This window comes from Rhizobium tibeticum (genome assembly GCF_900110205.1).
Lineage (GTDB): Bacteria > Pseudomonadota > Alphaproteobacteria > Rhizobiales > Rhizobiaceae > Rhizobium > Rhizobium tibeticum.
In genome coordinates this window covers 43880-69792 of record NZ_FOCV01000013.1, presented here as the reverse complement: position 1 = coordinate 69792, position 25913 = coordinate 43880, and the positions used below count along the sequence as shown (strand labels likewise).

Below are 25913 nucleotides of genomic sequence, written 5' to 3'. Positions count from 1 at the left end.
CCGTTGCGCCATCCCAAATGCAGGCCCGCCGCGCGTGCTGGCGACGATGAAGCCGCCAGGGCAATGCCCGCCACGCTCGCGAAACGAGCACCGGCCGCGGCCGCCACCCCCAGAAAACGCCGGCGTGCGGTATTACGGGGCAGATTGGGATCTCTCAAGTAAGACATCCTGACACTCCTTTTAAAAAGGAACGGGAGCCCGAATAAACCGCGGAATGAGATCCCGAACACACGAGACTGACAGTTGTATTCACCGAGACAGGACGCGGATAATTCTAGACTGACTTCGACGCGATACTAGATGCACCTTAGTCGGCGCTGGCGTTCGTCTTTTGACGTAACATAAACGGCAAATCCATCACAATTTGTGGAGAAACCAATGAACGTACTCGTTACGGCTCAGCACATCTGCGTGGCCGCTCTCAAGCCTGTCAATGAAGCGAATATGAACTCCGTCCTGGTTGAGCTCGATCGGTACGGCGGCGACTTCGGCATGGATCGGGTGCATCGCGTCGTGCAGTATCTGGCGCAGCTGATGCATGAAAGCGGCGACTTCCGATACGATCGCGAGATCTGGGGGCCGACGCTAGCGCAGTCGCGCTATGATACGCGCACCGATCTCGGCAATACGCTGACACTCGACGGCGATGGCAAGAAATACAGGGCCGCACCGGCATGCAGCTCACCGGCAAGGCAAACTACCAGGCATTCTACGATTAGTGCGACGGGAAAGGTTTCAGTCCGCCTGACTTCGTAGCCAATCCGGATCTGGTCAACACTGACCCATGGGAAGGATTGGTGCCGCTCTGGTATTGGGATAGCCGCAAGCTCAACCGCTTCGCTGACCAGGGCGATTGCGAGACGATTACAAAGAAGATCAACGGTGGCATGAACGGCTTTGATGATCGCGTCTTGCACCTTGCGCGTTTGACGTTGGTTATGCTCGGGCTGAAGCCGACGGCGATCAGGGAGTTTCAGGCTTCCAAGGGTCTGGTCGCAGATGGTGACGTCGGGGCCGAAGACGCGCGCTGCGCTCCACGCTGAGCTGCTGGCGATGTCTGGGGCGACAGCGGCGCAGGGTTTCGTCTCGGCGCCGGTCATCGCTGATAAGCCGGTCGTTCCGAGCGCGGAAGAGGGAAGGGTCGCGGAACGATCTGCGGCCCTGCAGAGATCCATGGAACTGATCAAGCAACGGGGCGAGACGAATGAGGCGATGGGCAGGGTTACTGATGGAAATTTGTGCCATAAGCTTGGTGGTAAGTGGCTGCGTGACACGGGCACCTGGGAATGACGGTGCCGGTTTTCGAGCGCCTGGCGCCATCGGGGGAAACGCGAAAGTTCATCATTGCCAACGATCGACCGTTCGCTGAACAGGTCGCTGCGCATAATGAAACCTGCGATCATCAGCCCGCGTGCCGGAAGTGAGGACTTAGCGTTGACGCCAACTGATTTTGATCCCCGGCTACACCAGCAGATGGGCGAAGTTCTGGCAGAAGGGCGCATCAGAAGTCAGACGCTAGCCGAGCAACTATGCATCAGCGCATGGATCAACTCGTCGACCGCGTCGGCAAGGTGGAAGGGAATGTGGCTGCTGTTCAGGAGGACATTTCTGAAATGCGTCCAGTTACCGATGACGTCAAGCGTTGGAAGCTGATGGGTCTTGGTGCAATTGGCGTTATTGGCATCGGGAGCATGGCGCTGGGTGTCACATTCGCCGACGTCATCCGCCGCATAGTGGTCGCCGTCATCGCCCGGTAGGAGAAGCCTGTGAGGTCCGGGCCTACGTCAAATTGAAGGGAAGCCCTCTGGGTTTGAGCATGGGACGAGGGCTTCCCTTCTTGTCCTGCATGTCCATTGACAGAACAGTCACAAACTATGCCAGTCTGCCGGGATCGCCAGTCGGACCAAAGTCCTAGTAAAAAATCGAGGGGCGGTTCAGCAGCTTGGCATGCGCAGCGAAGCTGTCGAGAACCTTACCCCTCAACGCATCGTGGTGGACAGGACACAAGTGGGACTTCAGGCTTGCTTCGAGGAGGTTTGCCTGAAGTCGTTCCATGAGTGCCAAACAAGAGTCATTGGCATGACAGCCATTATACGCTCATGGCGCGGATTGGGGAGAGCAACCGTCACGACCGATCGTGGTCGGAAGTACCAAAATAGGATAGCACCTCCTCCTCAAGCTGAATGCAGATTTGCTCGTATTCCTCCAAGAGCCTCTTGTTGCCACCCTCTGCACGCAACTCGCGGAACCTGACGGCGTCACCGTAGTTCTCGATATCTTCGATCCACCAATGGGCGGTGTGGGCATAGACTCGGAGATGTGGGTGGCGCATCAGAAGCACCGCCAATCCATAGCGAAAGCTGTTGAAGCGTGGGTCTTCCATGTTTCAAAGCCGTCACGGATGAGGCTCTGCGTACGGAAGAACACAGAGCCTCGTGCAGTTGAGCTGATGTCGGAGGGTATCGACATCGGGCGTAAAACGCCGCTATCCGGGATTAGTTCCAGGACGCGACGTCAGCCCGCGAGTTGAGCATCCTTCCCCACTCTGCGAGGGCGATAACGTTGGGCTTCTGAGAACTCTCAGCTGATTGCCGGGAAGAAGTTCGATAACCTTCTGGTGCGTCAGATTAATCAGTACACCCAAGATCTCGGTTTCCGTGAACCCCTGGGCGACCAATGGCTGTCCTATCTCATATAGATTGAGGACTGCCTTTACGTTGGGGAGAAGCGCCATCACGGCGGTCTGAGTTTCCTGGTACCTCGTCAGTGCAACCGATTTTCGAGCGGTTGATACGTTCATCATGCCACCGTCATTTCGAACCGTCTGCAAAAAGAACCCCCACTGTCGCGGTTGCGAGGGTCTGAGTCGAGCATTGAACCTTGAGGGGTTTCATTTCTCAAGGCTGGGATCAACGCTCGACACTGCAATTTTGTTCCCGCATACCGAGCAGGGTGGTCAACGCGTCGCCGCTTGCGCGGATCCCCTTCTACCGATAGCAATTCGCGACGTATAAATGGCGCCGTACTGCTCGCAAATGCAAACCATCAGAAAATCTCTCATGGCCCTCAAGCGTGGCCTCACCATCAGATTGGCTGCCGCTGGCATCATGCTTTGTGTGGTCGGGTTGATCTTCGTGTTTCTGATCTGCCTATGCCTGATGCCCTTTGGAGCTAGGCGACCTTCCTAGCGGCGGCCGAGCCTACGCCAGCCGACGAGGCTACATTTCATTCTGCCTTCGGGTGCAAATCGATGCTCAGATTTTGAAAGCGCATCAAATTCTTGAAAGCCAGGCCGATCGTGAAACGCTACGGTTTGGGCGCTTCCTGAATTTCGTAATAGGGGAGCCCCGTTTGGTGACGGGTACACGCTGGCCGTCGTCTCTGTATTAGAACCGGACGGCGGCTTGTGCCACGAGGATGATCTGAAGGGAAGCCCTCGCGGGTTTGAGAGGGGCGAAGGCTTCCCTTCCTGTCCTGTCCGTTCCTGGTGGGCAGAACAATCACAGACTACGCAGATCTGCCGGGATCGCTAGTTGGACCAAAGCCGGATCGCTAGTTGGACCAAAGCCCTAAGAAGTTATCGGGGAGCGCAAACCGTTGTGTTCCAGCAGCCGATCGTAATACTCCTCGGCCATGCGCGAGGCTTCACGAGCGGTAGGCTCGAATCCCTGTTGATGCATCTGCCGCCGTCGCACCTCTGGTCCATGGCCGCTCCACTGCCACTTCTCCCTTTTCGGGCCGCCGTCTTCGTACCTTATGCGGCCGACTGGCACGTCCCCATCCCAGCCTTGGAAATCTCGCAGCGGCTTGCCGTCTAGGCGGCTTCCCCGGGCCATGTCGGGTACCATTGGTATTTCGGTTGATATTCTGGCATGCGGATGGCCTCACCTGGAAGATGTTGCCGACAGCCGCATGTCGATGTTTGGATTCTCGCTCCGCCCGAGCGACAGATGGCGTTGTTCGTTGGCTGCGTCAAGTCCGCTGCCGCCTATCCCAGGCGCATCGTCACATCGGGTTAATTGTCTTTTTAAGCGTTCCCTTATTTAATCACTTGATGGCAAAGTCTCCGCCTTCCAAGCCCCTTGTTGCAGACGACAGACCGCTTCGCACGCGAGCACGAAAGCCGCGCGATCCGTTGCAGCCGCGCCTTCCGCTAGATCCGATGCCCGCCCGCATCGAGCACTGCTTGGCGCTTCTTAAACCGAGGCCGCCGATCGGACCTGATTGGATTTACGAGATCAAATGGGACGGGTATCGCATCGCTGTCCATCTCAACAATGGCAACGTCCGCATTCTCACGCGCGGCGGTCATGATTGGACGCATCGTTTCCCCGCGATCGAGGCTGACGCTAAACGCCTTGGAGTGGGTTCAGCCATCCTTGATGGCGAGGCCGTCGTGCTCGACGAACACGGCCGTCTGAACTTCGGCCAGCTTCAGCAATCGCTGGGAGGTCGCGGCGGAAAGCTCAACTCCGGCGCTTCCATCATGTTCGCGTTCGATCTTCTGTATTTCGACGGGCACGATATTCGCAGCCTCGAACTCACTGCCCGTCGATATTTCCTCCGATCGCTCCTGAAAGACGCGCAGGGTTCTATCCGCCTGTCCGAGGACATCGAAGGGGACGGCCGCGAGATCTTCGCCGCGGCCTGCGAGCATGGCCTGGAAGGTATCATCGCAAAATACAAGGATAGCCCTTATCGATCGGGACGATTGGGCGAGTGGGTGAAGGTCAAATGCGTCCAGAGCGACAGCTTTATGATCGTCGGCTACGAGCATTCGCTCTCGGCTCGCGGCGGGATCGGCAGTTTGCTGTTAGCGGCCCGCAAAGAAGGCAAGCTGGTTTATGTCGGTTCGGTCGGCACTGGTTTCAGCGAGCTTACCGCGCAGCATCTACGTACGACGCTAGACCGCATCAAGCGCAAGTCGTCGCCGATCGAATACGGCGGACGGCGCCGAGTGGTCTGGGTGCAGCCGACGCTGATTGCCGAGATCGAGTATCGAGCCTGGACGCATGACGGCAAGCTGCGGCATGCGTCGTATAAGGGGCTGCGTGAGGTGCAGGACAATGCGGCGGTTTTCAACATCGAGTGAGAAACGCGATCCGCAATGCGTAGCGTTTGGTGGAAGCGAGCCCTGCCTGCCCGCCTCCTCGACGCAATCCCTAGCGTGTCAATAATGACAGCTGGACGGGGCGCGCGGCTTAAACCCCTGGGCACAAATTGGATTCATCGGACGCTTGCGATCCATCATTCGGGGGGTAAGCATGCCATTGGTCGTCGGGGTCGTCGACGCTGTGTGCTGCTTACTTACTGCCGTTGGGCTGGATTGCTTTGTCGATGAAACTGAGGCCGCCTGAGCTGGCTCAAAAGTCGAAAGATTGAGAAGCGCAGGGACCGTCGGCGGCCAAGGCGAAAAGTCTCGTATCCAGCAGAATGGAACCAGATATCGAGAACGTGTTGCTGCGTCTGTTGAAGGCGCTGACCGATCCCCTCGAGACTGCGGTGCTGGGCGCAGGCATCCTGCGCGAACTGCATTATCGGGTTCTCGTCGGCCCTCAGGGCGCTGCGATGATATCGGCACTACAGCAGAGGGGCTCGTCGGGGAAAATCGTGCAAAGCCTCGCCCGACTGCGCGAGACCTACGGCTCGGACGTCTCGGTCGCTGCGCTGGCCAGCGATGCCGGCATGAGCGTTCCATCCTATCACGCGCATTTCAAGGCGCTGACCGGCAGCAGCCCGATGCAATATGTCAAGGGCATGCGGCTTCACGAGGCCAGATTGATGATGGCGCGCCAGGACAGGACGATTGCGGAAGTCGCGCTCTCGGTTGGCTATGTCAGCCCCGCCCAGTTCAGCCGCGACTTTAAACGGCACTTCCGCCGCACCGCCTCACAAGAGGCGAAATGGGTCCGCCAGCATCTCGGCGCGCTTGCCCTGGGGCTATAGGGCGATTGTCCGCTTCTGATGCATTGATGCCGTCGAAGCTTAGCTTGATCGACGTCTGCTCTCGGGAAGACGCCACCGCAGGCCCTACGACCGAAATGGGGCGCTAAGCGGTCGTTCATGAACCGTGGCTCGAAGGTCGTTTTCGGCGCGAAGGGAGCCGTTCTTAACGAGCCCCGTGCACGGCTTGTTGCGAGGATGTTCACTTTCTGGGCTAAAAAGATCGCATAATGTATCGACTGCAATGTGCCGTACCGGGGCGGCGTCCGGCTATGCTGCTCTATCGATTTCCGGGATCAACTCCAGTTCACCATGAAGCGCTATTTCCTCTGTCTTAAGGTTGAAGCTGGTTTGCATGTTCATCCAAAATTCCGGCGTTGTGCGGAAATACTTGGCGAGGCGCAGAGCGGTATCCGTGGTTATCGGTGTTTGCTCCGCCGCTATACGTTCGATACGGGTGCGAGGAACATTGAGCTTTTTCGCCAGTGCACCGGCGCTCATGTTCAGAGGAAGTAGGTACTCCTCGCGGAGGATTTCGCCCGGATGGACCGGCGCAAGGATATGGGTCATCTCAAGCTCCCTGTGTGCCACGACTGGCCTTCAATGGTAGTCAACTATTTCGACGTCTTCGATACCGGCATCTGTCCATACGAAGCATATGCGCCACTGGCCATTGATCCGGATCGAATGTTGGCCTTCTCTATCGCCCTTAAGGGCTTCAAGTCGATTTCTCGGAGGGGAACGCAAGTCGTCGAGAGCAGCAGCGCTGTTCAGGATTGTCAATTTACGAACGGCCGACTTCACGATGTCTGAAGGAAAGCCTTTCGGGGCTTTGCCGCGCGCAACAGCTTCAGTCTTGGCATCCTTAAATGACCTGATCACGTCTTGCTCTTCATGTTTGTATCATACGGTGATACTGGTGAAAGTCAATCAATATGTATCACCGTACGATACAGCTTCGCAATCGCGATCCCGTTTGCGCATCCGAAGGTGGCCGATCCTCGGTTCAAATCCCTTCAAGACCGCTATCTTGGATATTGCTCCATAGTCAATAATATCATATATGTAGGTATGTTCCTACATGGAGACATTCTATGAGCATCACAAGATTGTCTAGCCGGGAGTTGAACCACGACGTCAGTAAGGCAAAGAAGGCTGCCCAAAGAGGACCTGTAGTTATTACAGATCGCGGGAAGCCGTCCCATGTGTTGATGACGTACAGCGAATTCGTCCGCCTGACCGGCAAGCGACGGAATCTCGTCGATGCTCTTTCAATGCCTGGTTTGTCGACGATCGAATTAGATCCACCGAGAGCGGAAATTGCACCTCGCGAGGTCGATCTGTGTTGAAGTACCTGCTGGATACAAACGTCGTCTCCGAGTTGCGCAAAGTTGGAGACGGTAAAGCAGATGCCAATGTGACGAAGTGGGTCGGTGCGCAAGATTCCAATGACTTGTTCATTTCCGCAATTACGATCCTGGAAATTGAGCGCGGAATATTAACCATCCAGCGTCGCGACGCTGCCCAGGGCTCTCGCTTGCGGGGATGGATGGATAGCCGTGTTCGCCCTGAATTCGCCGAGCGAGTTCTGCCAATCGATGACGCGATAGCGACGCGTTGTGCCCACTTACATATTCCAGACCGCCGCAACGAGGCCGATGCTTTGATCGCCGCTACCGCGCTGGTTCACGGTTTAACTGTAGTCACGCGTAATGTTCAGGATTTCGATGATACCGGCGTGATCGTAGTCGACCCGTGGCAAGACTGAAATCGGGCGCGGGCACCCGCTAGCGATGTCCTTTTAGATTCCTCAGATCACCCCAGAACCTTTTTGGGATCGTATGGTCTGCGGTTCATATCCTTTCAAGGCGACCGAGAAGATGAAAGCCGCTCTGTGCAAACCGCCTTCACAAGATCTTGCAAAGCCTTCGCCCGCTCAACCAACCAGGCCAACTCCTCGTTTGTGATTGCGTATTTCGCGGAATATCGTGCCTCTACATATGCGCGCGAAAGCAACTCGAAACATCGACGAGAAAAGCGGTTCTCTCGTGGCCACGCCGCGATAAGCCGATTGTCGATACCTTCCGCCTGCGATCGCAGGACTTTTATTCGATGGGACTTTGGGCTGTAGAGGGTCAAAACCAACAGTACACAGTGATAGGACTTCTCAGTGGCCTGATGCAGATTAAAAGCTGCATGACGCGGTACTCCATCGGTGATGCTAGTTTCAGCTAACTTGACTGAATGAACGGCTAAATCGAACCAATCAGTAAAATATCTCGTTGCTTCGCGCTGCTCCTCTTCTGCCGTCAGCGGCTTCGGTTGTGCCAGAGGATGGCCAGGCTGTTCGTAGAGGACGATGCCGTCTCTGGCGATGTCGACGAAGAAGGGACGACCGCGGGCGAGCTGGTCGTTGACGTCCTCCAATGTATGGATGATCGGGACGACCGGCGTTTCGATGCGATGGCCGATCTGCTCCTTCAACAGCTGCTCGTCGATGCCTTGCCAGAGGTCATGCTCATCGGCAAAGGACTTCTTGTTGACGACGATCAGTAGGTCGTAGTCGGAGCGGTAGCCGCTGAGGCGATCCTCGACCCAGTCACCCCGGGCGTAGGATCCATACAGGATGACCTTCAGGATCTTGCCGGCGCTTCTCTTCTCCGACAGCTTGCTTGCCTGAAACCGCTCGACCTCGGCAAACAGGATCTCGATGATGCGTGCCAGCTCGCGCCGCTTCCTGTCCGGCAGGTGCTCAATGTGATCGGTCAGGGTCAAAGCAGCGTCGAAGCCTTCAGTGTGAATCGCATCCATCGTAACGGTTCCATCGTGATTGTGCATCTAAAGCTTTTACGGGAAGTGCGCATGAGATACAATTATAAGATGTTCACGAACTCGACGCAATCTTTCGCCGCCGTGGGGACGAGAAAAATCGGGGGCTATTGAAGTGGCTGTTTGTGCTGTCCAGGTCCTGGCTGCATTCGAGAAATCGAGCGGTGTTCCGGCTGCGCTTTTCGACCATGTAGCCAAGCCGACGAGCCTTGAAGGATTTCAATGCGACGGGATATGCAGCGGAAGCTGCGACCTCATCTTTCCGGAGACTCTTCAAGGCAATGGCCGGGGTGGACATGGAACATATCCCCTATAAGGGCTCGGGCCCGGCCTTGAAGGATGTTCTGGGCAATCAGGTTCCGATCATGTTCGACAACCTGCCGTCGCCGTAACAAGCGTTCAATACTTTCAAAATTTCTTCTTGCGAACGATCTTGTTGCCGCGTGGTCCGCTCACGACCGGTGTTCGGTGGCGGTTTTCTGCGAGCAGGTTCCGCCAGCGTTCCACGCGATCGGCAACCAGGGCACCGCTTGCGACAGCTGCCTGGACGGCGCACCCCGGTTCATGGGCGTGGGTGCAATCGCGAAAGCGGCAAAGCGGCGCCAGTTCGGTTATTTCAGCAAAGAGGGTGTCTATACCGTCGACAACATCACTCACGTAAAGCGTTCTTATTCCCGGTGTATCGATGACCCAGCCGCCGCCTGAAATCCCATGCAGCGATCGCGCCGTGGTTGTGTGTCGGCCTTGCGCGTCGTATTCGCGGATGGTGCCTGTTTTTTGCTTTGTGTCAGATTCAGACCCGGTCATTGTGTTCACAAGCGTCGATTTTCCGACACCGGAGGATCCCACCAGCGCAACCGTCTGGCCGATGCCGCACCAGGGCCTCAACAGGGACACGGCGTCCGCGGAGCGCCCATTCAAGGCAATGACAGGCAGGTCCCGTTGCAAAGCCTCAGCTTGCCCCTGGAACAGGCCAGCATCTTCGGCGGTGTCAGCCTTCGTCAGCACAATTACGGGATTGCTTCCGGCCTGGTTGGCCATGATCAGGTAACGTTCCAGCCGAGCAAGATCAAAATCGGCGTTGCACGAGGTCACGATCAACAGGGTGTCGACGTTGGCGGCAACAAGTTGCTGGCCACGCCCCCCCTTCCGTGCGTCGTTGAAAGACGCTTTTTCGGTCGAGACGGCTCATAAGCATGTCGGTCAGCGGATCGGCAAGAACCCAGTCGCCCACCGCGAAGTCAGCAGTATTGGTATTGGCTGGAAGTTCCAGTCCGACCGGCCCGGTGACATCGATCGCCTCGATGCGTGCCCGGTGAACTGAAGCGACGCGTCTGGGAATCAGGTCCGCTTCGCCGGGTTGGACCTGGTCCGCGAAGAATTCAGACCACCCAAGCAGTTCCAGCGGTGAAAAAAGGGGGGAGCTGGTCAAATCTTGGTCCGCATCCGGTAAGGTTGCCATAACGCGTTTCTCAATGATTTTCGCTGCTTCTCGCCTAGCGGCGTGAATGATCCCGATTTGGCAAAGAGGTGGCGTAAGCAGCAGCCTCGCCGGGATAGGGGAAATCATCCCCGAGCTGACGGTCACCATCGTAGACTTTGAAGGTAGGCCCATCAACTTCAACGATCTTATAACCATTCACGTATTCGATCTTCGCTGTTTTCCAGCCCATCAAAAGCTCTCCGTCCGTCCGAGGTTTCTCTCTGAAGATGATGCTCGACAGCTCATACTCAGCAGGCTGTGATCTACCACTTGCTTACGCAAAATGCGATTAGCCACGCCGGTTCTATCCCGTTCACATCAGGATTTTTGTCAATGGTTCATTCACGTGGTATCGAATTGCTCCTTCGTAAGTGGATCCACGGTCTGAGCCCATTGCAATTTACCGGCCCGTCCCCGGGCCTGTACAATCTCACATCCGGTCGCCGCTTGTTACGGCTGCACCACTAACCCGCTTTCGACGGGAACGGGCTCAGGAGAACGGGACCAAACTCAAGATCGGCAGCTAAAGGCAAAAAGATTCCCGGTCCGTTCCCCTGGATCCGTCAGGACTGATCAGGCCCTGACGATTAGAAACTGTGTTTCTCAGCGGTTGTTGGCTCAGGCGACTCTCATGATTGCGCCTTCGATCACGACGCCGGAGTTCACATACTTCCAGAGTGCGACGAGCAGCTTGCGGGCCAGCGCCACGATCATCGGTCTTTTGGACGGCCGGCGTTGCGTGCGACGCGCTCTTTGAACCATTACGCTAACGTCGATTTCGGTTGATGCCGCAACCATACCAGGCGAGTTCGACCATTGTCGCTCGCAGTCCGGATTGCCCGCCCTCGAGACACCTGGCTCGCGATTGATGTTACCGCTTTGCCAAGCGATTACTCACACGGTCTTTCGGAGCGCTGCCCTCTCAATGTCTTCGCGCGTTGTCTCAGCGCTTCCTACGCTGCCTGCCGGCATCCATGCCACGGCGATTGCTCCGGGACGACTGGCGGACGTATTCGCGAGGGCGGGTCGGCTGCCGTCTCGGAGCTGCGGTGGGCGTCACCGCCGACACCTTTGCAGCTGGCACCATCGGACACGAGCCGGCGCATTCCCGGCTACGGTCGAAGCTCCAAGACGCAGCCCAGACGATGGAGATGGTCACGCGGTAGAAGACGGCGAACCTGCGCCGCCAAAACTATCGGTTGACTTCCTCGCCTATGTCGCTATTGATGGTTTATCGATCTTTTGCTTGCCGAGCTTTGTCTACCGCGCGATTGGCACCGCGTTCTAAACGAACTTCCTTTCAAAATAGTCGTTACCACCGTCCGCAAAGCGTCGCTTCCGCGGTTCCTCACTCTATGCTTTGAAAGGGTTCATCATGACCACTGGCACAGTAAAATGGTTCAATTCCACCAAAGGCTTCGGCTTTATCCAGCCTGACAACGGCGGCGCAGACGCATTCGTGCATATCTCGGCTGTCGAACGCGCTGGTATGCGCGAAATCGTCGAAGGCCAGAAGATCGGCTACGACCTTGAGCGCGACATGAAGTCGGGCAAAATGTCGGCCTGCAATCTGCAGTCCGCTTAATTGATATCTGCTTCCCTTTGACCACGGATGTACTGGCACTGCCGGAAGCGCATATTCAATCGAGGCCAGGCATCTTGCCTGGCTTTTTTCGTCCCGGGTCACCGGTCGAAGCCGTCAGGAGTTTCAATGACTGAAACATATAGTAGATCCCGCCAACAGGCTGAAATCGCATTCGGCAACGTCCAGATGCAGTTCTTTGCGAAGAATAACGCAGTTGAAGAGCTCGAATCTGAGGCCGAGCGCCGAGATGCCAAGACGGCCAGGCTGCGAGAGGCTCGTCTGGCGAAGGAACTGGCCGACCGAACCTCAGCAACTTCTGCCCTCCTCGCCAAACGGACCAAAACGCGCTGATCACTGCGCCAACACCGATTATCAGGATAAAGATTTGAAGAACGCCAGAAACAATGAGCTCTCTGACCGACGAGCCGCATCCGCAGACGCCAAGACTTCTCTCCTCAACGCCTACCGTGCAGCAAAAACTGCGGCGGAACCTGCTAAAATGGCAAGGCAGGCAGAACGCACGGCTATTGTCTCGGCTCGTGAGGAACGACGCGTTGAACGCGAGCGCCTGAAGCACGAGGAGCGCGTCCGTGTTGAGACCCAGGCGGCAGAGCAGCGAGCAGCCGCGGAGTCCGAAGCGCTGGCCGAAACTGAAGCCCGCGAGGGCGCCGAAAAGGCCCGTATAGCGCGCGTGATCGAAGATGAGGCGGCGCGAAAGGCCGAGCGCGACCGGCGCTACGCCAACCGCAAGGCGAGACAAGCTTAGCCTCCGGCATCGGTTGTCGGCACCCCCGATTCCGCAGCGTGACAACGTCATGCTGAGGTTCGCTTACACTATAGGAGCCTCCATGGCACCGGATACGAACGAACTCCAGTCGATCAACACGTCCTGGCAAATCGCGATCCAGGAAATCCTGCGCATGGTCATCCGTGACATGTACCATGCCGGCGGCGAGGCTACCTTCAAGGCGCATATCAAACGCATCGAAGAAGCAGCCGTCGATAGCATCTATACGGACCTGAGGCTCCGGGGCACGGATGAATGGACGGAAGTGCTCGTCAAGGAAAGGGCGAGCAATTTCGTGACCACGCTGCTGACGTCATTCACCTACGACCGAGCTTGACCCTGCTGTCGCGCGACTGAACAACCTCACTCAGTTCTCAGCGCCCTCGCGTCTGATGGACCACGGAAACGGGTTCAACGGCGTGAGATCAACAGGTGGATTGTCGCTCTTTGACGCGTCTTCGATAGGCAGACGGCGGTGCAGAACATCGCGACGAGCCTGCCCCTGGGGGTGATCGCCGGCGATCTTAAGAAAACTGGCGATTGCCCACCTCGCTGCGTTCCTCCAGAGTCGGGGTTGGCGCGGTGCATGACAATGTGTTCCCCGGTAGCCTCATCCTGCTCGAGAAATCGTCTGCCGCTGCGCGGCGACAATCAAGGTGAGATTCGTCTTATCCTGATCGCCGCGCCATACGCCGCCATTCGCGCTTGCGAAAAACTGTGTCTGAATCCCTGGCATTTTTCTACTCCTCGCCTCTCGACAGCGCGGAGAGCGCGCATGTCGGCCTCCAAGCTGACCTCTGCCGTGGACGTCATCGGGCGCCATTGATTGCCAGCCAAAGCGCTTCGCCGCTTTTCTCCCGAAATGTGCGGGCCGCGGACGTAGGTGATCATGCTGGTGATAGTTGCCGGAGTTTTCACTATTACCAGCATGTCGCCCTGCCTTGTACGTCAGCATCTGCTGTGTCGAAACCGGAAGGAGCCGCCCGCCGCGTCTCCCCGGCCGATTAAATGAACTCGGTGCTGTTTGCAGCCGGTCTCAGATCGGGACAGGGACGCTGCTCCAAAGTAACCGGTCGTCGAGTCTCGTCATGGTCATATTGACGGGCGCGGCCAGACACGGGCCAGTACTCAGTTTACGACCATGGTCGCCACCGGTGCTTGCGCCAAGTATTTGCGGTAGCGTCGCCTCAACTTGGGTCGGACACAGGATGGCCACGATGGGGCCGGCTTATGCTGCGGTCGACAGGGTGATTTCGCGCCACGTGTTCATGGCGGCGTTTCGCAGTTTGCGATGTTCAGTAGTGCTCTTCGGGCTGCGGAGAGGATGGAAAAGGTTGGCGATGGGGCCATGGATGGAGACGAAGCCGCATTGTCGTGCCGACCTGAACCGGATCCTGCCTCGCTCTCGTCGTCGATTGGGTAATTCCCTCGCGCGGGGGCGTCGATTGAAATCGACGATTGTCGATCAATTCCGGCGTGTAGGTCCCATTGTCTTCATTCCTCATAGAGCTCCCGTAGAACCCTTAGCGCATCCTTCAATGCGGCATCAGGCACCTGCCCGAGATGCTTCACCAGGCGGCGCTTATCAAGGGCGCGTGTCTGCTCTAGCAGGATGAGGCCGGCCACCCCCTGAAACGACATAGAGACTCTGAAACCAGCCGGACGGCTTCCTGATGTCATCGGCGCGGCGATGACGGTACGCAGATGATCATGGATCTCAGGGGGCGAAACGATCAGGTAGGGCCTGGTCTTCTGGATCTCACTGCCAACCGTTGGATCAAGCGCGGCAAGCCACACATCACCGCGCTTTACCATGCGATCGTCTCGTCCTCGTCATTGCCGAACTCGGGCCAGACCAGACCATCGTCGCGCTCAGCAGCAAGACGCTGCGCGTCCGCGGCCCAGCCTTTCCGCACAGGTCGTGCCACGCGCTCGATCACGATCCTGCCGTTTTCGACGCGCAGATCGACCTCGTCGCCGGCTTGCGCGCCTAGCTCGGAAAGCAAAGGCTTGGGAATTATCACGCCGGCAGAATTGCCGAACTTCTTGATTGCGCTCAACATCAGCGACTCCTTCGGGATGATCAACCTATATAGTATCGGCAGATGCGTTACAACAATGTTAGTACAATCTGAGGGCGCTCATCTCACGCAAATAGCGCTTTGAAGAAGCAACATCCGGGGCCGTCCCACGTATAAGGTGGATTTCCCCAATGCCATCGAGCTACTTGGACCAGAGATCGAAACAACAAAATGGCAGGCGTTATGCCGTGAATTTGGGTTTATCAGGCACTTAGCTTATCTGAGTTAAGGCGCCGCCGGTTCAGATCCCTACAAGGCGACCACTGATGCTGCGATGATGCCGCTCGAGCGTGGTACTTGGTTTGACTGGCGCGATCCAGCGACAACGCCGCGAAAAGTGTAGGCTCGGCGAAATGGTCGATGGTGGGCAATGTCTGTGCAATCGCACCGCCACCCGTCCAATCAAGATCACCAGTACCGCGACAGCACCTTCCGGCCCCTTACGGCTGTCGGAGGCGGCCGAAGGAGGCAGCCCGATAGCGAGCGTTCGGGCAACTACCCCATCGCGGATCACATGTAACGTCGTCAGCAGAAATGCCTTCATTCTACCGCTCCTTTCTCAGGAAGGTGTTGTTTTGGCCCGGCACGGACATAGTTTCGCCAACCGCCGAAGTCGGTGATATCCAGTGCATCCACAACGGCATGGGCTTCGCAGAGAAAGCCCGAAACCGCGGTGCCGTCATCCAGTGAGACCTTACCGATGCCAAGCGGTGCCGGGATTTTCTGGACGAAGCGTCCGAAGGCCTCGGGTGACACTGCCCAGACCTCGACCTCCACGCCCTTGCCCGAAAAACTTGGCTCACGCACCAATCCCGGTTTGGGCGGGACGGTTCCAGACAGCGCGAAGAGACGGTAATCGCCCGCTGTTCGGCAGGTTTTCAGCCGGTATCCGCCCGAAGAGGTGAGTTCGTGGTTGAGCGGCATGCCGCTCAGATGTGCCCCGACGACGACGATCGGCACCGAGCCATCATCGGCCTGCGGCACGCGGCTTGCCTTAGGGATTACGGCCACGCGATCCTTGCCCATTCCCGCATTCAACGTCCGGTGCATGGCGTCGGCGAAGGGGGCGAGAGCATCGTCGGTAAAGGCCGGGCCGATCAGCGTCACACCGGCCGGCAGGTGGTCGTCCGCGTCAAAACCGGCCGGAACGGCGATGGCCGCGCAATCGAGTAGATTGACGAAGTTGGTGTAACGCCCGAAATGGCCGTTTTTCACGATTGGATCCGCCTTCATCTCTTCGACCGTGTAGGTGGTCGGCGAGGTCGGCAGCATCAGGATATCCGCCTTCTCCCACTCTTCCCTGGTCTTCTGGCGCAGCGCTTCGAGCTTGTATCTGCCCTCGAAGGCGGCGACGGCATCATAGGCTTTCGCACCCTCGATGATGGTACGCACGGTCGGATCGAAGTCGCCGGCGTTCGTTGCGAGAAAATCCTTCACCGCCGCCAGCCGTTCGGCGACCCAGGGGCCGTTGTAGAGCAGTTCGGCCGCCTGCCGGAACGGCGCGTAGTCGAAGGGAACGATGGTGGCGCCGAGCACGCGCGCTCTTTCGATCGCGGCGTCATAGAGGGCTTCGACGTGCCTGTTGCCGAAGAATTCCCGCTCGGCCCCGTCGAGCACGCCGATCCGGAGGCCCGAGGCGGGCAGGCTGGCGGGAGCCGCCTTGCGCGAGAACGGATCGGCGGCGTCATAGCCCTCCATCACCTTGCGGATCGCGACGCCATCGCCAACCGTCGCGGCAAAAATAGTGACGACGTCGACGCTGCGGCAGGCGGGCACGACGCCGACATTCGGTACCAGCCCAGGCGTCGGCTTGATGCCAACGAGATTGTTGAAGGCCGCCGGCACGCGGCCGGAACCGGCCGTGTCGGTGCCGAGCGCGAAGCTCGCCAGACCTGAAGCGACGGCAACGGCCGAGCCGGAGCTCGAGCCGCCCGACACATAATCCGTATCGAAGACCGAGCGCGGCGCGCCATGGGGCGAGCGCGTGCCGTTGAGGCCGGTGGCGAACTGGTCGAGATTGGTCTTGCCGATAACCAGCGCGCCGGCGGCGTTGAGCCGCGCCACCACGGTTGCGTCCATGTCGGGATGATAGGCGAAGGCCGGGCAGGCGGCCGTCGTCGGCAGCCCCGCCACATCGACATTGTCCTTGACCGCGAAGGGGATGCCCCAGAGCGGAAGACTGTTGGGATCGGGCGCGCGGGCCATCAGCGCCTTAGCGGCGTCGCGCAGCATATCGTCCGGCGTCGCCGTGATGAAGATCGCCGGATCGTCGGAAGCATTGCGGCGGATGATCACTACCTCGACGAGATCGAGAGGTGACAATCCCGATGCATAGGCGGATTTGAGCGAAGCGAGATCGAGAATGGCAGGGAGCATCAGATTTCCTCCAGCACGACGAGGACATCGCCGGCTTTCACGTTGCGGCCGGGGCCCGCGCGCAGATCGCGGACGCGGCCGGCGGCATGGGCGGTCACATTGATTTCCATCTTCATGGATTCGATGATGGCGAGCGTCTCGCCGGAGGCGACCGGCTGGCCTTCCTCGACGAGGATCTTCCAGACGTTGCCGGGTACGGCGCTTTCGATGCCGAAGCAGCCTTCGGGAATATCGCCCCCAAGCCCAGGACCTGTGCCCTCGTCGACGACAAAACTGTCCAGGCCGAGATCCTTCCAGCGCTGGCGTTCGGCCTCGAAGGCCGATTGCTGCTTGGCCTTGAAGGCGCCGATGGCCTGTGCGTTGGCCGCAAGCCCCGCTTCATAGGCCGCATAGCTGAATTCGCCCTCCTCGATGCGGATCGGATAACCGCCGTGAGGGAAGGCGGCGCGCGCCTCGGTCAGTTCCTCATGGCTCACGGGGAAGAAGCGGATCTGATCGAAGAAGTCGAGCAGCCAGGGCTTTTCCTTGGAAAAGACTGGCGTCTGGCGCCAGGTGTTCCAGACCTGGATCGTGCGGCCGAAGAGCTGATAGCCGCCGGGACCTTCCATGCCGTAGATGCACATATAAGCGCCGCCGATGCCGACGGCGTTTTCCGGCGTCCAGGTTCTGGCCGGATTGTACTTCGTCGTCACCAACCGATGCCGGGGATCCATCGGCGTGGCGACCGGCGCGCCGAGATAGACGTCGCCGAGTCCGAGAACGAGATAGCTGGCGTCGAAGACGATGTTGCGCACCGCCTGTTCGTCGGCCAAGCCGTTGATGCGGCGGATGAACTCGATATTCGACGGGCACCAGGGCGCATTGGGGCGGACGAGCTCCTGGTATTTGCGCATCGCAAGTTCGGCGTCGGGATCGTTCCAGGAGAGTGGCAGATGCACGACCCGGCTCGGGACCTTCACCGCCTGCGCCGGCGGCAGGCAAGCCTCGATCTCGGCCAAGAGACCGAGAAGGCGCGTGCGGGTGAGGCCGGTTCCGTCATAGTGGATCTGCAGCGACCGTATGCCGGGCGTGAGATCGACGAGCCCCGGAAGCTTCGCGCCCTTGATCGCCTGCATCAGGAGATGCACGCGCAGGCGGAGCGCGATATCGAGCTGCATCGGTCCGTACTCGACCAGCAGATTGTCGTCGCCCTGGCGGCGATAGACCACGGGGACCGGTCCCACCTCGTTGCGCCCGATGATCGCGGCACCGGCATCCTCGCCGATGCGCTTCACCATCGGCCCGGCGATCGGGTCCTCGGCGCGTTTTACCGCACGAAAGCGGATCTTGTCGCCCGGTTTGAACTGGCCCATCTTCCATTGCTCGTCGCGGGCAATCACCGCCGGGCAGACGAAGCCGCCGAGGCTTGGGCCGTCGGGGCCGAGAATGATCGGCATGTCGCCGGTGAAGTCGATTGCGCCCACCGCATAGGCATTGTCGTGCAGGTTGGATGGATGAAGTCCCGCTTCGCCGCCGTCGGCGCGCGCCCATTTTGGTGCGGGTCCGATCAGGCGCACGCCGGTGCGGGCGCTGTTGAAATGAACCTCGTACTCGGTGGCAAACAGCGTTTCGATATCTTCCTCCAGAAAGAAATCGGGAGCGCCATGGGGACCGTAGAGCACGCCGACCTCCCAGTCGCGTGTGAGCCGGACTGGTTCATTAGCCGGCTTTGATGCTGACTGCGGACAACGCGCTAGCCGCAGCACCTGTCCGGCGCGAAGCGTTCCCGTCGCATGGCCGCCAAATTGGCCGAGGCCGAAGGTTGCGCGCGAACCGAGCACCTGCGGGGCCGCGAACCCGCCGGCGACGGCGAGATAGGAGCGCTGCCCGGCACCGGCGATCGCGCCGATCGCAAGCGTTTGGCCCGCCTTGACGAGGATTGCCATGTCGTGCGGAACGGGCGTGCCGTCGAGTGTCATCGGCATCTGCGCGCCGGCAAGGGCGACGGTGACATCCGAGAAGAATTTAAGCGCCGGGCCGGAGACGGTAAGCTCGAGCGCCGCCGTCTCGTCGGCGTTTCCGACCACGCGGTTGGCATGGCGGAAGGATCGTTCGTCCATCGGTCCGCTTGGCGGCACCCCGACATGCCAGAGACCCAGCCGTCCCGGCAGTTCCTGCAGGCTCGATTGAGCGCCCGGCCCGATCACTTCGACGACATTGGGCACGAAGACGAAATCCTTGAGTGCCGTCGTTGCCACGTTGCCGCTCGCCAGCAGATGGGAAGCCGCGATCGCTTTCAGATAGTCGAGATTGGTCTCGATCCCGGAAATCGCGCTTTCCTCGAGCGCCTTGCCAAGTGCCCCGATTGCGGCGGGGCGATCCTCGGCCTTCACGATCACCTTGGCGAGCATGGGATCATAATAGGGGCTTACCTCCGTGCCCGTCTCGATCCAACCGTCGACACGCACGTTTTCCGGAAAGACAACCTCGGTCAGCAGTCCAGCACTTGGCCTGAACCCGGCATGCGGCATTTCGGCATAGATGCGCGCCTCGATGGCCGCGCCCCTGGGTATAAGGCTCTCGTTGCCGGTGAGCACATCCTCGCCAGCGGCCTGGCGGATCATCCATTCGACGAGATCGATGCCGAAGACGGCCTCCGTCACCGGATGCTCGACCTGCAGGCGGGTATTGACCTCGAGGAAGTAGAATTCCTCGCGCGCAGGATCGTAGATGAATTCGACCGTTCCCGCCGACCGGTAGCCGGAGGAGACACCGAGCGCGACGGCCGCGGCATGCAGGCGCGTCCGAACCACATCCGACAATCCCGGCGCCGGCGTCTCCTCGATCACCTTTTGGTTCCTGCGCTGCAGCGAGCAGTCGCGATCGCCAAGCGCGATCACCCGGCCATTGCCGTCGCCGAAGATCTGCACTTCGACATGGCGAGCCTTGGCGACAAAGCGTTCGAGATAGACGCGCGCATCGCCGAAGCTTGCGCGCGCAGTGCGCTGCACGCTCTCGAAGGCCGCCGCCAGGCGTTCGGGATCGTCGCATAGCTGCATGCCGATGCCCCCACCGCCGGCGGTTGATTTCAGCATCAGCGGATAGCCGATGTTGGACGCAGCCATGAGCGCGGCTTCGCTCGTGTCCAGAAGGCCGCTGCCGGGAAGCAACGGCACGTCGCTTTCGCGCGCCAGTTCGCGGGCGGTGTGCTTGAGCCCGAAAGCCGCAATGTTGTCGGGCGTCGGGCCGATGAAGGTGATGCCCTCTTCCGCCAGCCGCTCGGCAAAGCCTATATTTTCCGAGAGGAAGCCATAGCCTGGGTGCACGGCCTCGGCGCCAGTCGCCTTGCAGGCGGAGATGACGGCGTCGACGTCGAGATAGCTTTCGGACGCCGATGCCGGGCCGAGCCGTACGGCCTCGTCCGCCATCAGCACCGCCTTTGAAAAGCGGTCGGCATCCGAATAGACGGCGACGGACGCAATACCCATGCGCTGCAACGTCTTGATGATCCGGACAGCGATTTCGCCCCGGTTTGCGATCAGAACCTTCTTGAACATGTCAGGCCTCGCTATCCCAGACCAGCACCCGGATCGGTGTCGGATCGAAACCGTTGCAAGGATTGTTGATCTGTGGGCAATTGGAGATGACGAGCAGCACGTCCATCTCCGCTTTCAGCTCCACATAGTCGCCCGGTGCGGAAATCCCGTCGACGATCGTCATCTCGCCGCTCGGCTCGATGGGTACGTTCATGAAGAAATTGATGTTGGGGACGACATCGCGCTTGCTCATGCCGTGCTTGGAGACTTCGAGAACGAAATTGTCCCGGCAGGCATGGAGATATTTGGTGGCGTTGCCGAAGCGGACCGTATTACTCTCGCAGGAGCAGGCGCCGGCTGAGGTATCGTGACGACCGCAACTGTCGGCAGTCATGGTCAGCATCACACGGCCTTCGTTGGAGATGATCTTGGTGCCGGTCGAGATATAGGCCGCGCCCTGTTCGCGCATCGTATCCTGGTTGGAATAGCGCTCGGAATAGTCCTCCGCATTATAGAAGAGTGTGTCGATCGCCTGCTGGCCGTAGCTATCCTCGATGCGCAACGTCTGGCCCTTGCGGATCACCGTGGAGAACGGCGCTTCGGCGGCAATGAAGTGATCCTGCACGGCGTTCTCGAGCGTGCGGGCAGGCGTTGTCTGGATGAAATCGCTCATTGTCTTGCTTCCCCTCACATCGCCGCCAGCGCGTTGTTTTCAAAACCGCGTACGGCTTCAGCGGTCGCGGTCCGGCAAAGGTCATCGGCAGGAGGTTCTATCGCTGCGATGCGGGTGACGGTCACCGGATTCGGCCGGTAAACCGGATCCGGATCGAGCGGGTGTGGGCAGTTGGAAAAGCCGACGATCATATCCATCTCGGCACGCAGTTCGACATAATCGCCTCCGCGCAAAAGTTCCGGCTTCCACAGGAACGCGCCGTCCTGGTCGACGCGGACGGGGGCAAAGAGGGCCAGCGCCGGCGGAATGTCGCGCTTGTCGAGCCCAGCTTTGGTCGCAAGCAGGATCAGGTTGTTACGGGTATTGCGCTTTTCCTCTCCGTATTTTGCTGCGTTCGATGCAGAGGTGGAGCCCCCCATCAGTCCATCATGGACGCCGGAGGAGTCTTCCGTCACCGAAAACATCACACGGCCCATGTCGGAGAAGATCACCCGGCCTTGGCCGAGAGCCGTGGTCCACTGTACCTTCACCGTATCGGGCAGGTTCAGCCGCTCACTGGTGTCGGCAGCACTCCAGGCGACGAGTGAGATCGTCGAGAAGCCGTTGTCGAGGCTGACGCGGAGCGTTTCGTTCTTCTTGATATTGGTCGACCAGTACCAGCCACCCGGGATCACTTCGCGGTGTACGATCTTGTCAGGCGCGATTTCGGGCGCAGGCAATGGGCTTGCGCCCGGCAAGGCCTTGGGCGCGAATTCGAGCCCCTTCCTTTGATGTTCCTCGTAGCGCGCGCGATTGGCGGCTATTTCTTCGGGCGAACGTCTGACATGTGTCACGGTTGGATTTCTCCTGACGAAGCCAGGTCGTCCCGGCAATGCCCCAGGGAAGCGACCGGGCCGTCCCGGTCGGGGCTGAAGATCGATGGCGTGCCGGCAAGGCGTGGCGGCCAGATGGAAATGTCCTTAGTGATGGTCGCGCCGTAGCGCTCCTTTCCCTCTGGACGGTCGCGGCGGCGCTCGAGGGCGACGACGCGCGTCGCCAGCGTGAAGGCCTCTCGCATGTCGTGCGTCACCATGACGACGGTCATCTGCGTTTCGTGCCAGAGCCGCTTCATCAATGTATGGATTTCGGCGCGGATGCCCGGATCAAGCGCGCCGAAAGGCTCGTCGAGCAGCAGCACCTTCGGCTTCATGATAAGGGCCTGCGCCAGCGCCAGGCGCTGCTGCATGCCGCCGGAAAGCTGCGCCGGATATTTGTCCTCGGCGCCGGAAAGACCGACTTCGCCGATCAGCCGCCGGGCTTCGTCGACCGCGCGGCGACGGGCAGCACCGAAAAGCTTCGCCTTATAGCGCGCGGCGGAGAATTCGCGACCGAGCAGCACGTTGCCGAGCACGGTCAGATGCGGGAAGACGGAGTAGCGCTGGAAGACGACGCCGCGGTCCGACCCCGGCTCCAATGGCAGCGGTTCGCCGTCAAGCAGGATAGCGCCCCGTGTGGGGCGTTCCTGGCCGAGAAGCATGCGCAGGAACGTCGTCTTGCCGCAGCCGGACGGGCCGACGAGGGCGACGAAGGCGCGCGAGGCGACTGTCAGTGACACATCTTCAAGCACGATCTGGTCGCCATACTCCTTCCAGACCTTTTCGATCACCAGTTCGCTCATGCCTGCTTCTCCAACTCCGACCAAGGGAAGAGAGCGATCCGGGTGCGATCGAGGATATAATTCATGACCACGGCGAGCAGCGTGATCCAGACGACATAGGGAAAGATGATGTCCATCGAGAGATAGCGGCGCACGAGGAAGATACGGTAGCCGAGGCCGGAATCCGACGAGATCGCCTCGGCTGCAATCAGGAACAGCCAGGCGGGACCGAGCTGAAGTCGGAGGCAGGTGATCAGTCGTGGAAGGATCTGCGGCAGGACGACGCGAAGGCCGATCTGCCAGGAAGAGCCGCCGAGCGTTTCAGCCTTGACGATCTGTTCGCGCGGCAGCTCCAGCGCCTTCAGCGCAAGGTCGCGGATCATCGTCGGCGCAACGCCGATGACGATGAGGGCGATCTTGGAGGCTTCCCCACGTCCCATGGCGATGAAGAGGATCGGCAGCAGCGCCAGCGGCGGCACCATGGAGATCACGGCGACGAAAGGCGAGAGCAGTGCTCGGAGATAAGGCAGCATGCCGATCAGCATGCCAATGACGAGCGCAGTGACGGTCGAGATGCCGAGGCCGGCAAACAGGCGGACCAGGCTCGCCCCCGTATCGGACCAGAGCAGGTATTCGCCGGTGCGCGGATCAGCGACGAAGGCCAGGCGATCGATCGCATCGGCAAAACCTGTAAGACCGGGCAGCAGCTTGTCATTGGCGTTTTCCGCCAGCCGCGCCGCCGAGCCAAAAGTGTAGGCAACGATCAGCAGCACGAAGGGGAGCAACGTCAAGGCAAGCTGCGCACCTCGGCTCGGCCTGGTGTTGATCCAACGCATAGGGAATCTCCGCAGATGAAGGATGGCGGCGCGGGCAAGGCCACGCCGCTGCTTAAACGTCGCTCAGAGCGAACCGTCGGCGGCTGCCTTCATGTAGGTCTCGGTGAAGCGCAGCTTGACGTTGCCACTGTCGCCGAGAATCTTGCCGTCCGGCATTTCGATGCCGATCACGTCCGCCGACGGCGCGCCATTGCCAAGCAGGCCCTTCTCGAACAGGAAGTTGCGGACGAGATCCATCGTCTTCGGCAGGCTCCCCGATGCGGTAAAGGCGACAGCATCGGCCGGCTTGGCAAACAGTTTGGTGGCCGCAAGCTGGGATTCGAACCCCTTGAGATCGGTGCCCGATGCCGAACCCATCGCCTCGCGCGCGGCCTTGCCGTCGGCGCTGTCGGCAGTCAGGAGTGCTGCGGTCTCATACCAGATACCGGCGAGCGCCTTGCCGAAATTCGGATTGTCCTTCAGCACGCCCGTATTGGCGGCCATCAGGTCGATGATCTCGCCCGGCACCTGCGAACTATCGAACACCTTCTTGGCGGAGGGATCCTCGAGAATGGTCGAGACCAGCGGGTTCCAGGTAACGACTGCGGTCACGTCAGCTGTCTTATAGGCGGCGACCATGTCGGCATCGGAGGTGTTGACCACCTTCACGTCGCGCTCGGTCATCTTGCTGCTCTCGAGCGCGCGGGCAAGCAGATAGTGCGAGACGGAAAATTCGACGAGATTGACGTTCTGGCCCTTGATGTCGGCAAGCGCGCTCTTGTCCTTGAGAATGACGGCATCATTGCCGTTCGAGAAGTCGCCGACAATGACGGCCGTCGTATCAACGCCGCCGGCGGCCGGGATCGAGAGACCGTCCATATTGGTGAGCGTCACAGCATCGAAGGCGCCGGCCGTATACTGGTTCATCGATTCGACGTAGTCGTTGAACTGCGTGACCTCGATCTTGATGCCGTATTTGTCGGCCCATTTCTTGACGATGCCGTGATCGGCCGCATAACCCCAGGGCATCCATCCGACATAGATCGACCAGGCAACCTTGAACTCGGTCTTCTGCGCGGCATCGGCGGCGGTGCCGAAGCCCAGCATCAGGGAAGCTGACAGGGCGGTGATGGAAAGAAGCTTCGAAAAAGTCTGCATTTGAAATTCCCCTTTTGCTTTTTTTCAAAAAGGGATCGGCAAAGACCATCGCGCCGCCAATCCCTTGGCTTACGAGGTCTCCCGGGCTTTTGTCCCGCCGTGCATCCAGTGGGATTTCTCCCCACTGGCGGCAGCTCTCGGACCAGCACGCTTTTTGAAGCGCCGGAACCCTAGCCACCAACTCAGCAATTTCGAAGCAAGAGGTGTGCCAAATTATAAACTATTGATTTCTATCATTTCTGTTCGCGGAAGAATCTAGGACTGTCTACAGTTGATAGCATTTGCTCAATGTTTGAGCACTGATCGGCGAGGATGATACAAGCCGCTCTCCGCCTCGCGGAGGTGACATCTGGGGATGGACGCGGCTATGCGCTTTAAGCGACCCTGACACCGGGATGGCGACATTCCTCGGGATTCTTGAGGTCGTTGACTAAGCTGCGGAGCGTATTGTCCGGGGCCAAAGTGGAGAGCATAAGCTCAAAGCGCGGCCTTCGTGCCACTAACTAGCCGTCACCTTTTTAAGGGACTCCACAATATCTTTGGTCGGCAATCTTCACGGATTTCCCCTTTTCCAGCATCGTTTAAGAACCTGTCTCCTGCACGCAGGTCGTCGCGGATCGCTTGCCCATGCTGGGCGCAGATGCCAACAACTGCGGCGCCCGCCAGCTTTTGATCGCTCCGGGCTTAAAACAGGCATTTCCCGCGAAGAAAGGAAGATCCTATGCGTTTTGCGCATAGGTGGGATGAGGGATTGTCGCTGTTTTAAACCGATTGAAACATCTATATTTCAATCATCGAAACGACGCCGGAACCAAGCAAGGTTGCTGACGTCAGACAAGCCTCAGGAAAGGGGATTATCATGAACGTAGCACGCTCTTTCAACAACTGGCGCAAGTTCCGTCAGACCGTTGCCGAACTTGGCCGCATGTCCAGCCGCGAACTGCAGGACCTTGGTATTGACCGGGCCGACATCCGCAGCGTTGCCCGCGCATCGATCGCGCGCTAACCGCACAGCATTTGGTCTTTAAGACT

Annotated in this window: 27 protein-coding genes, 6 pseudogenes and 1 riboswitch; of the genes and pseudogenes, 14 read left to right on the top strand and 19 right to left on the bottom strand. The window is 59.2% G+C overall.

What is annotated here, in order from left to right:
- Window positions 1–167: pseudogene (locus BSG20_RS39175) on the bottom strand (Hint domain-containing protein); the annotation flags it as partial.
- 211 nt (window positions 168–378) lie between these two features.
- On the opposite strand from BSG20_RS39175, the gene BSG20_RS36495 reads away from it, so the two are divergent.
- From BSG20_RS36495 to BSG20_RS16025, 4 genes are all read left to right on the top strand, one after another.
- A complete protein-coding gene (locus tag BSG20_RS36495) occupies window positions 379–756 on the top strand; it encodes a hypothetical protein (protein WP_072378966.1) in 378 nt (125 codons plus the stop codon).
- Window positions 757–797: 41 nt separating this feature from the next.
- Window positions 798–1043 carry a hypothetical protein gene (locus BSG20_RS36490; protein ID WP_072378968.1) on the top strand — a complete coding sequence of 82 codons (246 nt, stop codon included), beginning with the start codon at window positions 798–800 and terminating at the stop codon, window positions 1041–1043.
- A gap of 10 nt (window positions 1044–1053) precedes the next feature.
- The gene (locus BSG20_RS36485) at window positions 1054–1290 is read left to right on the top strand and encodes a hypothetical protein (RefSeq protein WP_072378970.1); all 237 of its coding nucleotides are present in this window, start codon (window positions 1054–1056) and stop codon (window positions 1288–1290) included.
- A gap of 239 nt (window positions 1291–1529) precedes the next feature.
- A complete protein-coding gene (locus tag BSG20_RS16025) occupies window positions 1530–1757 on the top strand; it encodes a DUF1515 family protein (protein ID WP_244541395.1) in 228 nt (75 codons plus the stop codon).
- A 368-nt stretch (window positions 1758–2125) separates the two neighbouring features.
- Here the strand turns inward: BSG20_RS16025 and BSG20_RS16020 are convergent, their stop codons facing one another.
- On the bottom strand, window positions 2126–2383 hold the full coding sequence (locus tag BSG20_RS16020) for a hypothetical protein (RefSeq protein ID WP_072378972.1): 258 nt from the start codon (window positions 2381–2383) through the stop codon (window positions 2126–2128).
- A 1671-nt stretch (window positions 2384–4054) separates the two neighbouring features.
- Between BSG20_RS16020 and ligD the strand changes: the two genes are divergently transcribed.
- Window positions 4055–5092 carry a non-homologous end-joining DNA ligase gene (gene ligD, locus BSG20_RS16005; RefSeq protein WP_072378978.1) on the top strand — a complete coding sequence of 346 codons (1038 nt, stop codon included), beginning with the start codon at window positions 4055–4057 and terminating at the stop codon, window positions 5090–5092.
- A gap of 320 nt (window positions 5093–5412) precedes the next feature.
- Window positions 5413–5946, top strand: a pseudogene (locus BSG20_RS16000) (helix-turn-helix domain-containing protein); the annotation flags it as partial.
- A 267-nt stretch (window positions 5947–6213) separates the two neighbouring features.
- Here the strand turns inward: BSG20_RS16000 and BSG20_RS15995 are convergent.
- The gene (locus BSG20_RS15995; protein WP_072378980.1) at window positions 6214–6513 is read right to left on the bottom strand and encodes a HigA family addiction module antitoxin; all 300 of its coding nucleotides are present in this window, start codon (window positions 6511–6513) and stop codon (window positions 6214–6216) included.
- 30 nt (window positions 6514–6543) lie between these two features.
- The gene (locus BSG20_RS15990; RefSeq protein WP_072378982.1) at window positions 6544–6825 is read right to left on the bottom strand and encodes a type II toxin-antitoxin system RelE/ParE family toxin; all 282 of its coding nucleotides are present in this window, start codon (window positions 6823–6825) and stop codon (window positions 6544–6546) included.
- A gap of 212 nt (window positions 6826–7037) precedes the next feature.
- Between BSG20_RS15990 and BSG20_RS15985 the strand changes: the two genes are divergently transcribed.
- Window positions 7038–7292: a type II toxin-antitoxin system prevent-host-death family antitoxin gene (locus BSG20_RS15985; protein WP_072378984.1), complete on the top strand. Its 255-nt coding sequence runs from the start codon at window positions 7038–7040 to the stop codon at window positions 7290–7292.
- Window positions 7289–7711, top strand: a complete 423-nt coding sequence (locus BSG20_RS15980; protein ID WP_018857931.1) for a type II toxin-antitoxin system VapC family toxin — start codon at window positions 7289–7291, stop codon at window positions 7709–7711. The genes BSG20_RS15985 and BSG20_RS15980 overlap by 4 nt, the downstream gene beginning before the upstream one ends.
- A gap of 95 nt (window positions 7712–7806) precedes the next feature.
- On the opposite strand, the gene BSG20_RS15975 is transcribed toward BSG20_RS15980, so the two are convergent.
- Window positions 7807–8754, bottom strand: coding sequence for a HEPN domain-containing protein (locus tag BSG20_RS15975; protein ID WP_072378986.1), 948 nt, complete (start codon window positions 8752–8754; stop codon window positions 7807–7809).
- Window positions 8755–9041: 287 nt separating this feature from the next.
- Here BSG20_RS15975 and BSG20_RS15970 point away from each other — a divergent pair.
- Window positions 9042–9158: pseudogene (locus BSG20_RS15970) on the top strand (tripartite tricarboxylate transporter substrate-binding protein); the annotation flags it as partial.
- Window positions 9159–9180: 22 nt separating this feature from the next.
- On the opposite strand, the pseudogene rsgA reads toward BSG20_RS15970, so the two are convergent.
- The 3 genes and pseudogenes from rsgA to BSG20_RS15960 all read right to left on the bottom strand — a co-directional run.
- Window positions 9181–10234 (bottom strand): annotated as a pseudogene (rsgA, locus tag BSG20_RS15965) (ribosome small subunit-dependent GTPase A).
- 34 nt (window positions 10235–10268) lie between these two features.
- Window positions 10269–10445, bottom strand: a complete 177-nt coding sequence (locus BSG20_RS36480; RefSeq protein ID WP_167371593.1) for a hypothetical protein — start codon at window positions 10443–10445, stop codon at window positions 10269–10271.
- 428 nt (window positions 10446–10873) lie between these two features.
- Window positions 10874–11140 (bottom strand): annotated as a pseudogene (locus tag BSG20_RS15960) (transposase); the annotation flags it as partial.
- Window positions 11141–11630: 490 nt separating this feature from the next.
- On the opposite strand from BSG20_RS15960, the gene BSG20_RS15955 reads away from it, so the two are divergent.
- The 4 genes from BSG20_RS15955 to BSG20_RS15940 all read left to right on the top strand — a co-directional run bounded on the left by BSG20_RS15955 (window position 11631) and on the right by BSG20_RS15940 (window position 12964).
- On the top strand, window positions 11631–11840 hold the full coding sequence (locus tag BSG20_RS15955) for a cold-shock protein (RefSeq protein WP_003567907.1): 210 nt from the start codon (window positions 11631–11633) through the stop codon (window positions 11838–11840).
- 126 nt (window positions 11841–11966) lie between these two features.
- Window positions 11967–12191 (top strand): hypothetical protein, encoded by a 225-nt coding sequence (locus tag BSG20_RS37465; RefSeq protein ID WP_072378988.1) that lies wholly within the window; start codon window positions 11967–11969, stop codon window positions 12189–12191.
- A gap of 34 nt (window positions 12192–12225) precedes the next feature.
- Window positions 12226–12606 carry a DUF6481 family protein gene (locus BSG20_RS15945; RefSeq protein ID WP_072378990.1) on the top strand — a complete coding sequence of 127 codons (381 nt, stop codon included), beginning with the start codon at window positions 12226–12228 and terminating at the stop codon, window positions 12604–12606.
- 82 nt (window positions 12607–12688) lie between these two features.
- Window positions 12689–12964: a hypothetical protein gene (locus BSG20_RS15940; protein ID WP_024316032.1), complete on the top strand. Its 276-nt coding sequence runs from the start codon at window positions 12689–12691 to the stop codon at window positions 12962–12964.
- A 667-nt stretch (window positions 12965–13631) separates the two neighbouring features.
- Here BSG20_RS15940 and BSG20_RS15935 read toward each other — a convergent pair.
- The 11 genes and pseudogenes from BSG20_RS15935 to BSG20_RS15885 all read right to left on the bottom strand — a co-directional run.
- A pseudogene (locus tag BSG20_RS15935) lies at window positions 13632–13798 on the bottom strand (chemotaxis protein CheD); the annotation flags it as partial.
- Between the two features lie 323 nt (window positions 13799–14121).
- Window positions 14122–14442, bottom strand: coding sequence for a type II toxin-antitoxin system PemK/MazF family toxin (locus BSG20_RS15925; RefSeq protein ID WP_072378992.1), 321 nt, complete (start codon window positions 14440–14442; stop codon window positions 14122–14124).
- Complete coding sequence (locus BSG20_RS15920; RefSeq protein WP_072379084.1) at window positions 14436–14690, bottom strand: AbrB/MazE/SpoVT family DNA-binding domain-containing protein; 255 nt, start codon at window positions 14688–14690, stop codon at window positions 14436–14438. The genes BSG20_RS15925 and BSG20_RS15920 overlap by 7 nt, the downstream gene beginning before the upstream one ends.
- Window positions 14691–14949: 259 nt before the next feature.
- Complete coding sequence (locus BSG20_RS35625) at window positions 14950–15252, bottom strand: hypothetical protein (protein ID WP_143147490.1); 303 nt, start codon at window positions 15250–15252, stop codon at window positions 14950–14952.
- A complete protein-coding gene (gene atzF, locus BSG20_RS15915) occupies window positions 15249–17084 on the bottom strand; it encodes an allophanate hydrolase (RefSeq protein ID WP_072378993.1) in 1836 nt (611 codons plus the stop codon). Before atzF ends, BSG20_RS35625 begins: the two co-directional genes overlap by 4 nt.
- Window positions 17084–20620, bottom strand: coding sequence for an urea carboxylase (uca, locus tag BSG20_RS15910; protein ID WP_072378995.1), 3537 nt, complete (start codon window positions 20618–20620; stop codon window positions 17084–17086). The genes atzF and uca overlap by 1 nt, the downstream gene beginning before the upstream one ends.
- A gap of 1 nt (window position 20621) precedes the next feature.
- Window positions 20622–21272, bottom strand: coding sequence for an urea amidolyase associated protein UAAP2 (locus BSG20_RS15905; protein WP_072378997.1), 651 nt, complete (start codon window positions 21270–21272; stop codon window positions 20622–20624).
- Window positions 21273–21286: 14 nt separating this feature from the next.
- Window positions 21287–22105 carry an urea amidolyase associated protein UAAP1 gene (locus BSG20_RS15900; protein WP_072378999.1) on the bottom strand — a complete coding sequence of 273 codons (819 nt, stop codon included), beginning with the start codon at window positions 22103–22105 and terminating at the stop codon, window positions 21287–21289.
- Window positions 22102–22929 (bottom strand): ABC transporter ATP-binding protein, encoded by an 828-nt coding sequence (locus BSG20_RS15895; RefSeq protein ID WP_072379001.1) that lies wholly within the window; start codon window positions 22927–22929, stop codon window positions 22102–22104. Before BSG20_RS15895 ends, BSG20_RS15900 begins: the two co-directional genes overlap by 4 nt.
- Window positions 22926–23744, bottom strand: coding sequence for an ABC transporter permease (locus tag BSG20_RS15890; RefSeq protein WP_072379003.1), 819 nt, complete (start codon window positions 23742–23744; stop codon window positions 22926–22928). The genes BSG20_RS15895 and BSG20_RS15890 overlap by 4 nt, the downstream gene beginning before the upstream one ends.
- 63 nt (window positions 23745–23807) lie before the next feature.
- Window positions 23808–24881 carry a putative urea ABC transporter substrate-binding protein gene (locus tag BSG20_RS15885; RefSeq protein WP_072379005.1) on the bottom strand — a complete coding sequence of 358 codons (1074 nt, stop codon included), beginning with the start codon at window positions 24879–24881 and terminating at the stop codon, window positions 23808–23810.
- A 76-nt stretch (window positions 24882–24957) separates the two neighbouring features.
- A riboswitch (guanidine-I (ykkC/yxkD leader) is annotated at window positions 24958–25066 on the bottom strand.
- Between the two features lie 674 nt (window positions 25067–25740).
- Between BSG20_RS15885 and BSG20_RS15880 the strand changes: the two genes are divergently transcribed.
- Entirely contained in the window at window positions 25741–25887 is a 147-nt protein-coding gene (locus BSG20_RS15880; protein ID WP_072379007.1) for a DUF1127 domain-containing protein, read from the top strand.
- Window positions 25888–25913 lie beyond the last annotated feature (26 nt).

Coding starts and splice junctions, on each gene's coding strand:
- BSG20_RS36495 (WP_072378966.1), top strand. CDS start 379: ATGAACGTACTCGTTACGGCTCAGCACATCTGCGTGGCCGCTCTCAAG.
- atzF (WP_072378993.1), bottom strand. CDS start 17,084: ATGCTCCCTGCCATTCTCGATCTCGCTTCGCTCAAATCCGCCTATGCA.
- BSG20_RS15995 (WP_072378980.1), bottom strand. CDS start 6,513: ATGACCCATATCCTTGCGCCGGTCCATCCGGGCGAAATCCTCCGCGAG.
- BSG20_RS16020 (WP_072378972.1), bottom strand. CDS start 2,383: ATGGAAGACCCACGCTTCAACAGCTTTCGCTATGGATTGGCGGTGCTT.
- BSG20_RS15880 (WP_072379007.1), top strand. CDS start 25,741: ATGAACGTAGCACGCTCTTTCAACAACTGGCGCAAGTTCCGTCAGACC.
- BSG20_RS15885 (WP_072379005.1), bottom strand. CDS start 24,881: ATGCAGACTTTTTCGAAGCTTCTTTCCATCACCGCCCTGTCAGCTTCC.
- BSG20_RS15920 (WP_072379084.1), bottom strand. CDS start 14,690: ATGTTGAGCGCAATCAAGAAGTTCGGCAATTCTGCCGGCGTGATAATT.
- BSG20_RS15925 (WP_072378992.1), bottom strand. CDS start 14,442: ATGGTAAAGCGCGGTGATGTGTGGCTTGCCGCGCTTGATCCAACGGTT.
- BSG20_RS15895 (WP_072379001.1), bottom strand. CDS start 22,929: ATGAGCGAACTGGTGATCGAAAAGGTCTGGAAGGAGTATGGCGACCAG.
- BSG20_RS15940 (WP_024316032.1), top strand. CDS start 12,689: ATGGCACCGGATACGAACGAACTCCAGTCGATCAACACGTCCTGGCAA.
- BSG20_RS15955 (WP_003567907.1), top strand. CDS start 11,631: ATGACCACTGGCACAGTAAAATGGTTCAATTCCACCAAAGGCTTCGGC.
- BSG20_RS35625 (WP_143147490.1), bottom strand. CDS start 15,252: ATGAAGGCATTTCTGCTGACGACGTTACATGTGATCCGCGATGGGGTA.
- ligD (WP_072378978.1), top strand. CDS start 4,055: ATGGCAAAGTCTCCGCCTTCCAAGCCCCTTGTTGCAGACGACAGACCG.
- BSG20_RS36480 (WP_167371593.1), bottom strand. CDS start 10,445: ATGGGCTGGAAAACAGCGAAGATCGAATACGTGAATGGTTATAAGATC.
- BSG20_RS15975 (WP_072378986.1), bottom strand. CDS start 8,754: ATGGATGCGATTCACACTGAAGGCTTCGACGCTGCTTTGACCCTGACC.
- BSG20_RS16025 (WP_244541395.1), top strand. CDS start 1,530: ATGCATCAGCGCATGGATCAACTCGTCGACCGCGTCGGCAAGGTGGAA.
- uca (WP_072378995.1), bottom strand. CDS start 20,620: ATGTTCAAGAAGGTTCTGATCGCAAACCGGGGCGAAATCGCTGTCCGG.
- BSG20_RS37465 (WP_072378988.1), top strand. CDS start 11,967: ATGACTGAAACATATAGTAGATCCCGCCAACAGGCTGAAATCGCATTC.
- BSG20_RS15985 (WP_072378984.1), top strand. CDS start 7,038: ATGAGCATCACAAGATTGTCTAGCCGGGAGTTGAACCACGACGTCAGT.
- BSG20_RS15890 (WP_072379003.1), bottom strand. CDS start 23,744: ATGCGTTGGATCAACACCAGGCCGAGCCGAGGTGCGCAGCTTGCCTTG.
- BSG20_RS15905 (WP_072378997.1), bottom strand. CDS start 21,272: ATGAGCGATTTCATCCAGACAACGCCTGCCCGCACGCTCGAGAACGCC.
- BSG20_RS36485 (WP_072378970.1), top strand. CDS start 1,054: ATGTCTGGGGCGACAGCGGCGCAGGGTTTCGTCTCGGCGCCGGTCATC.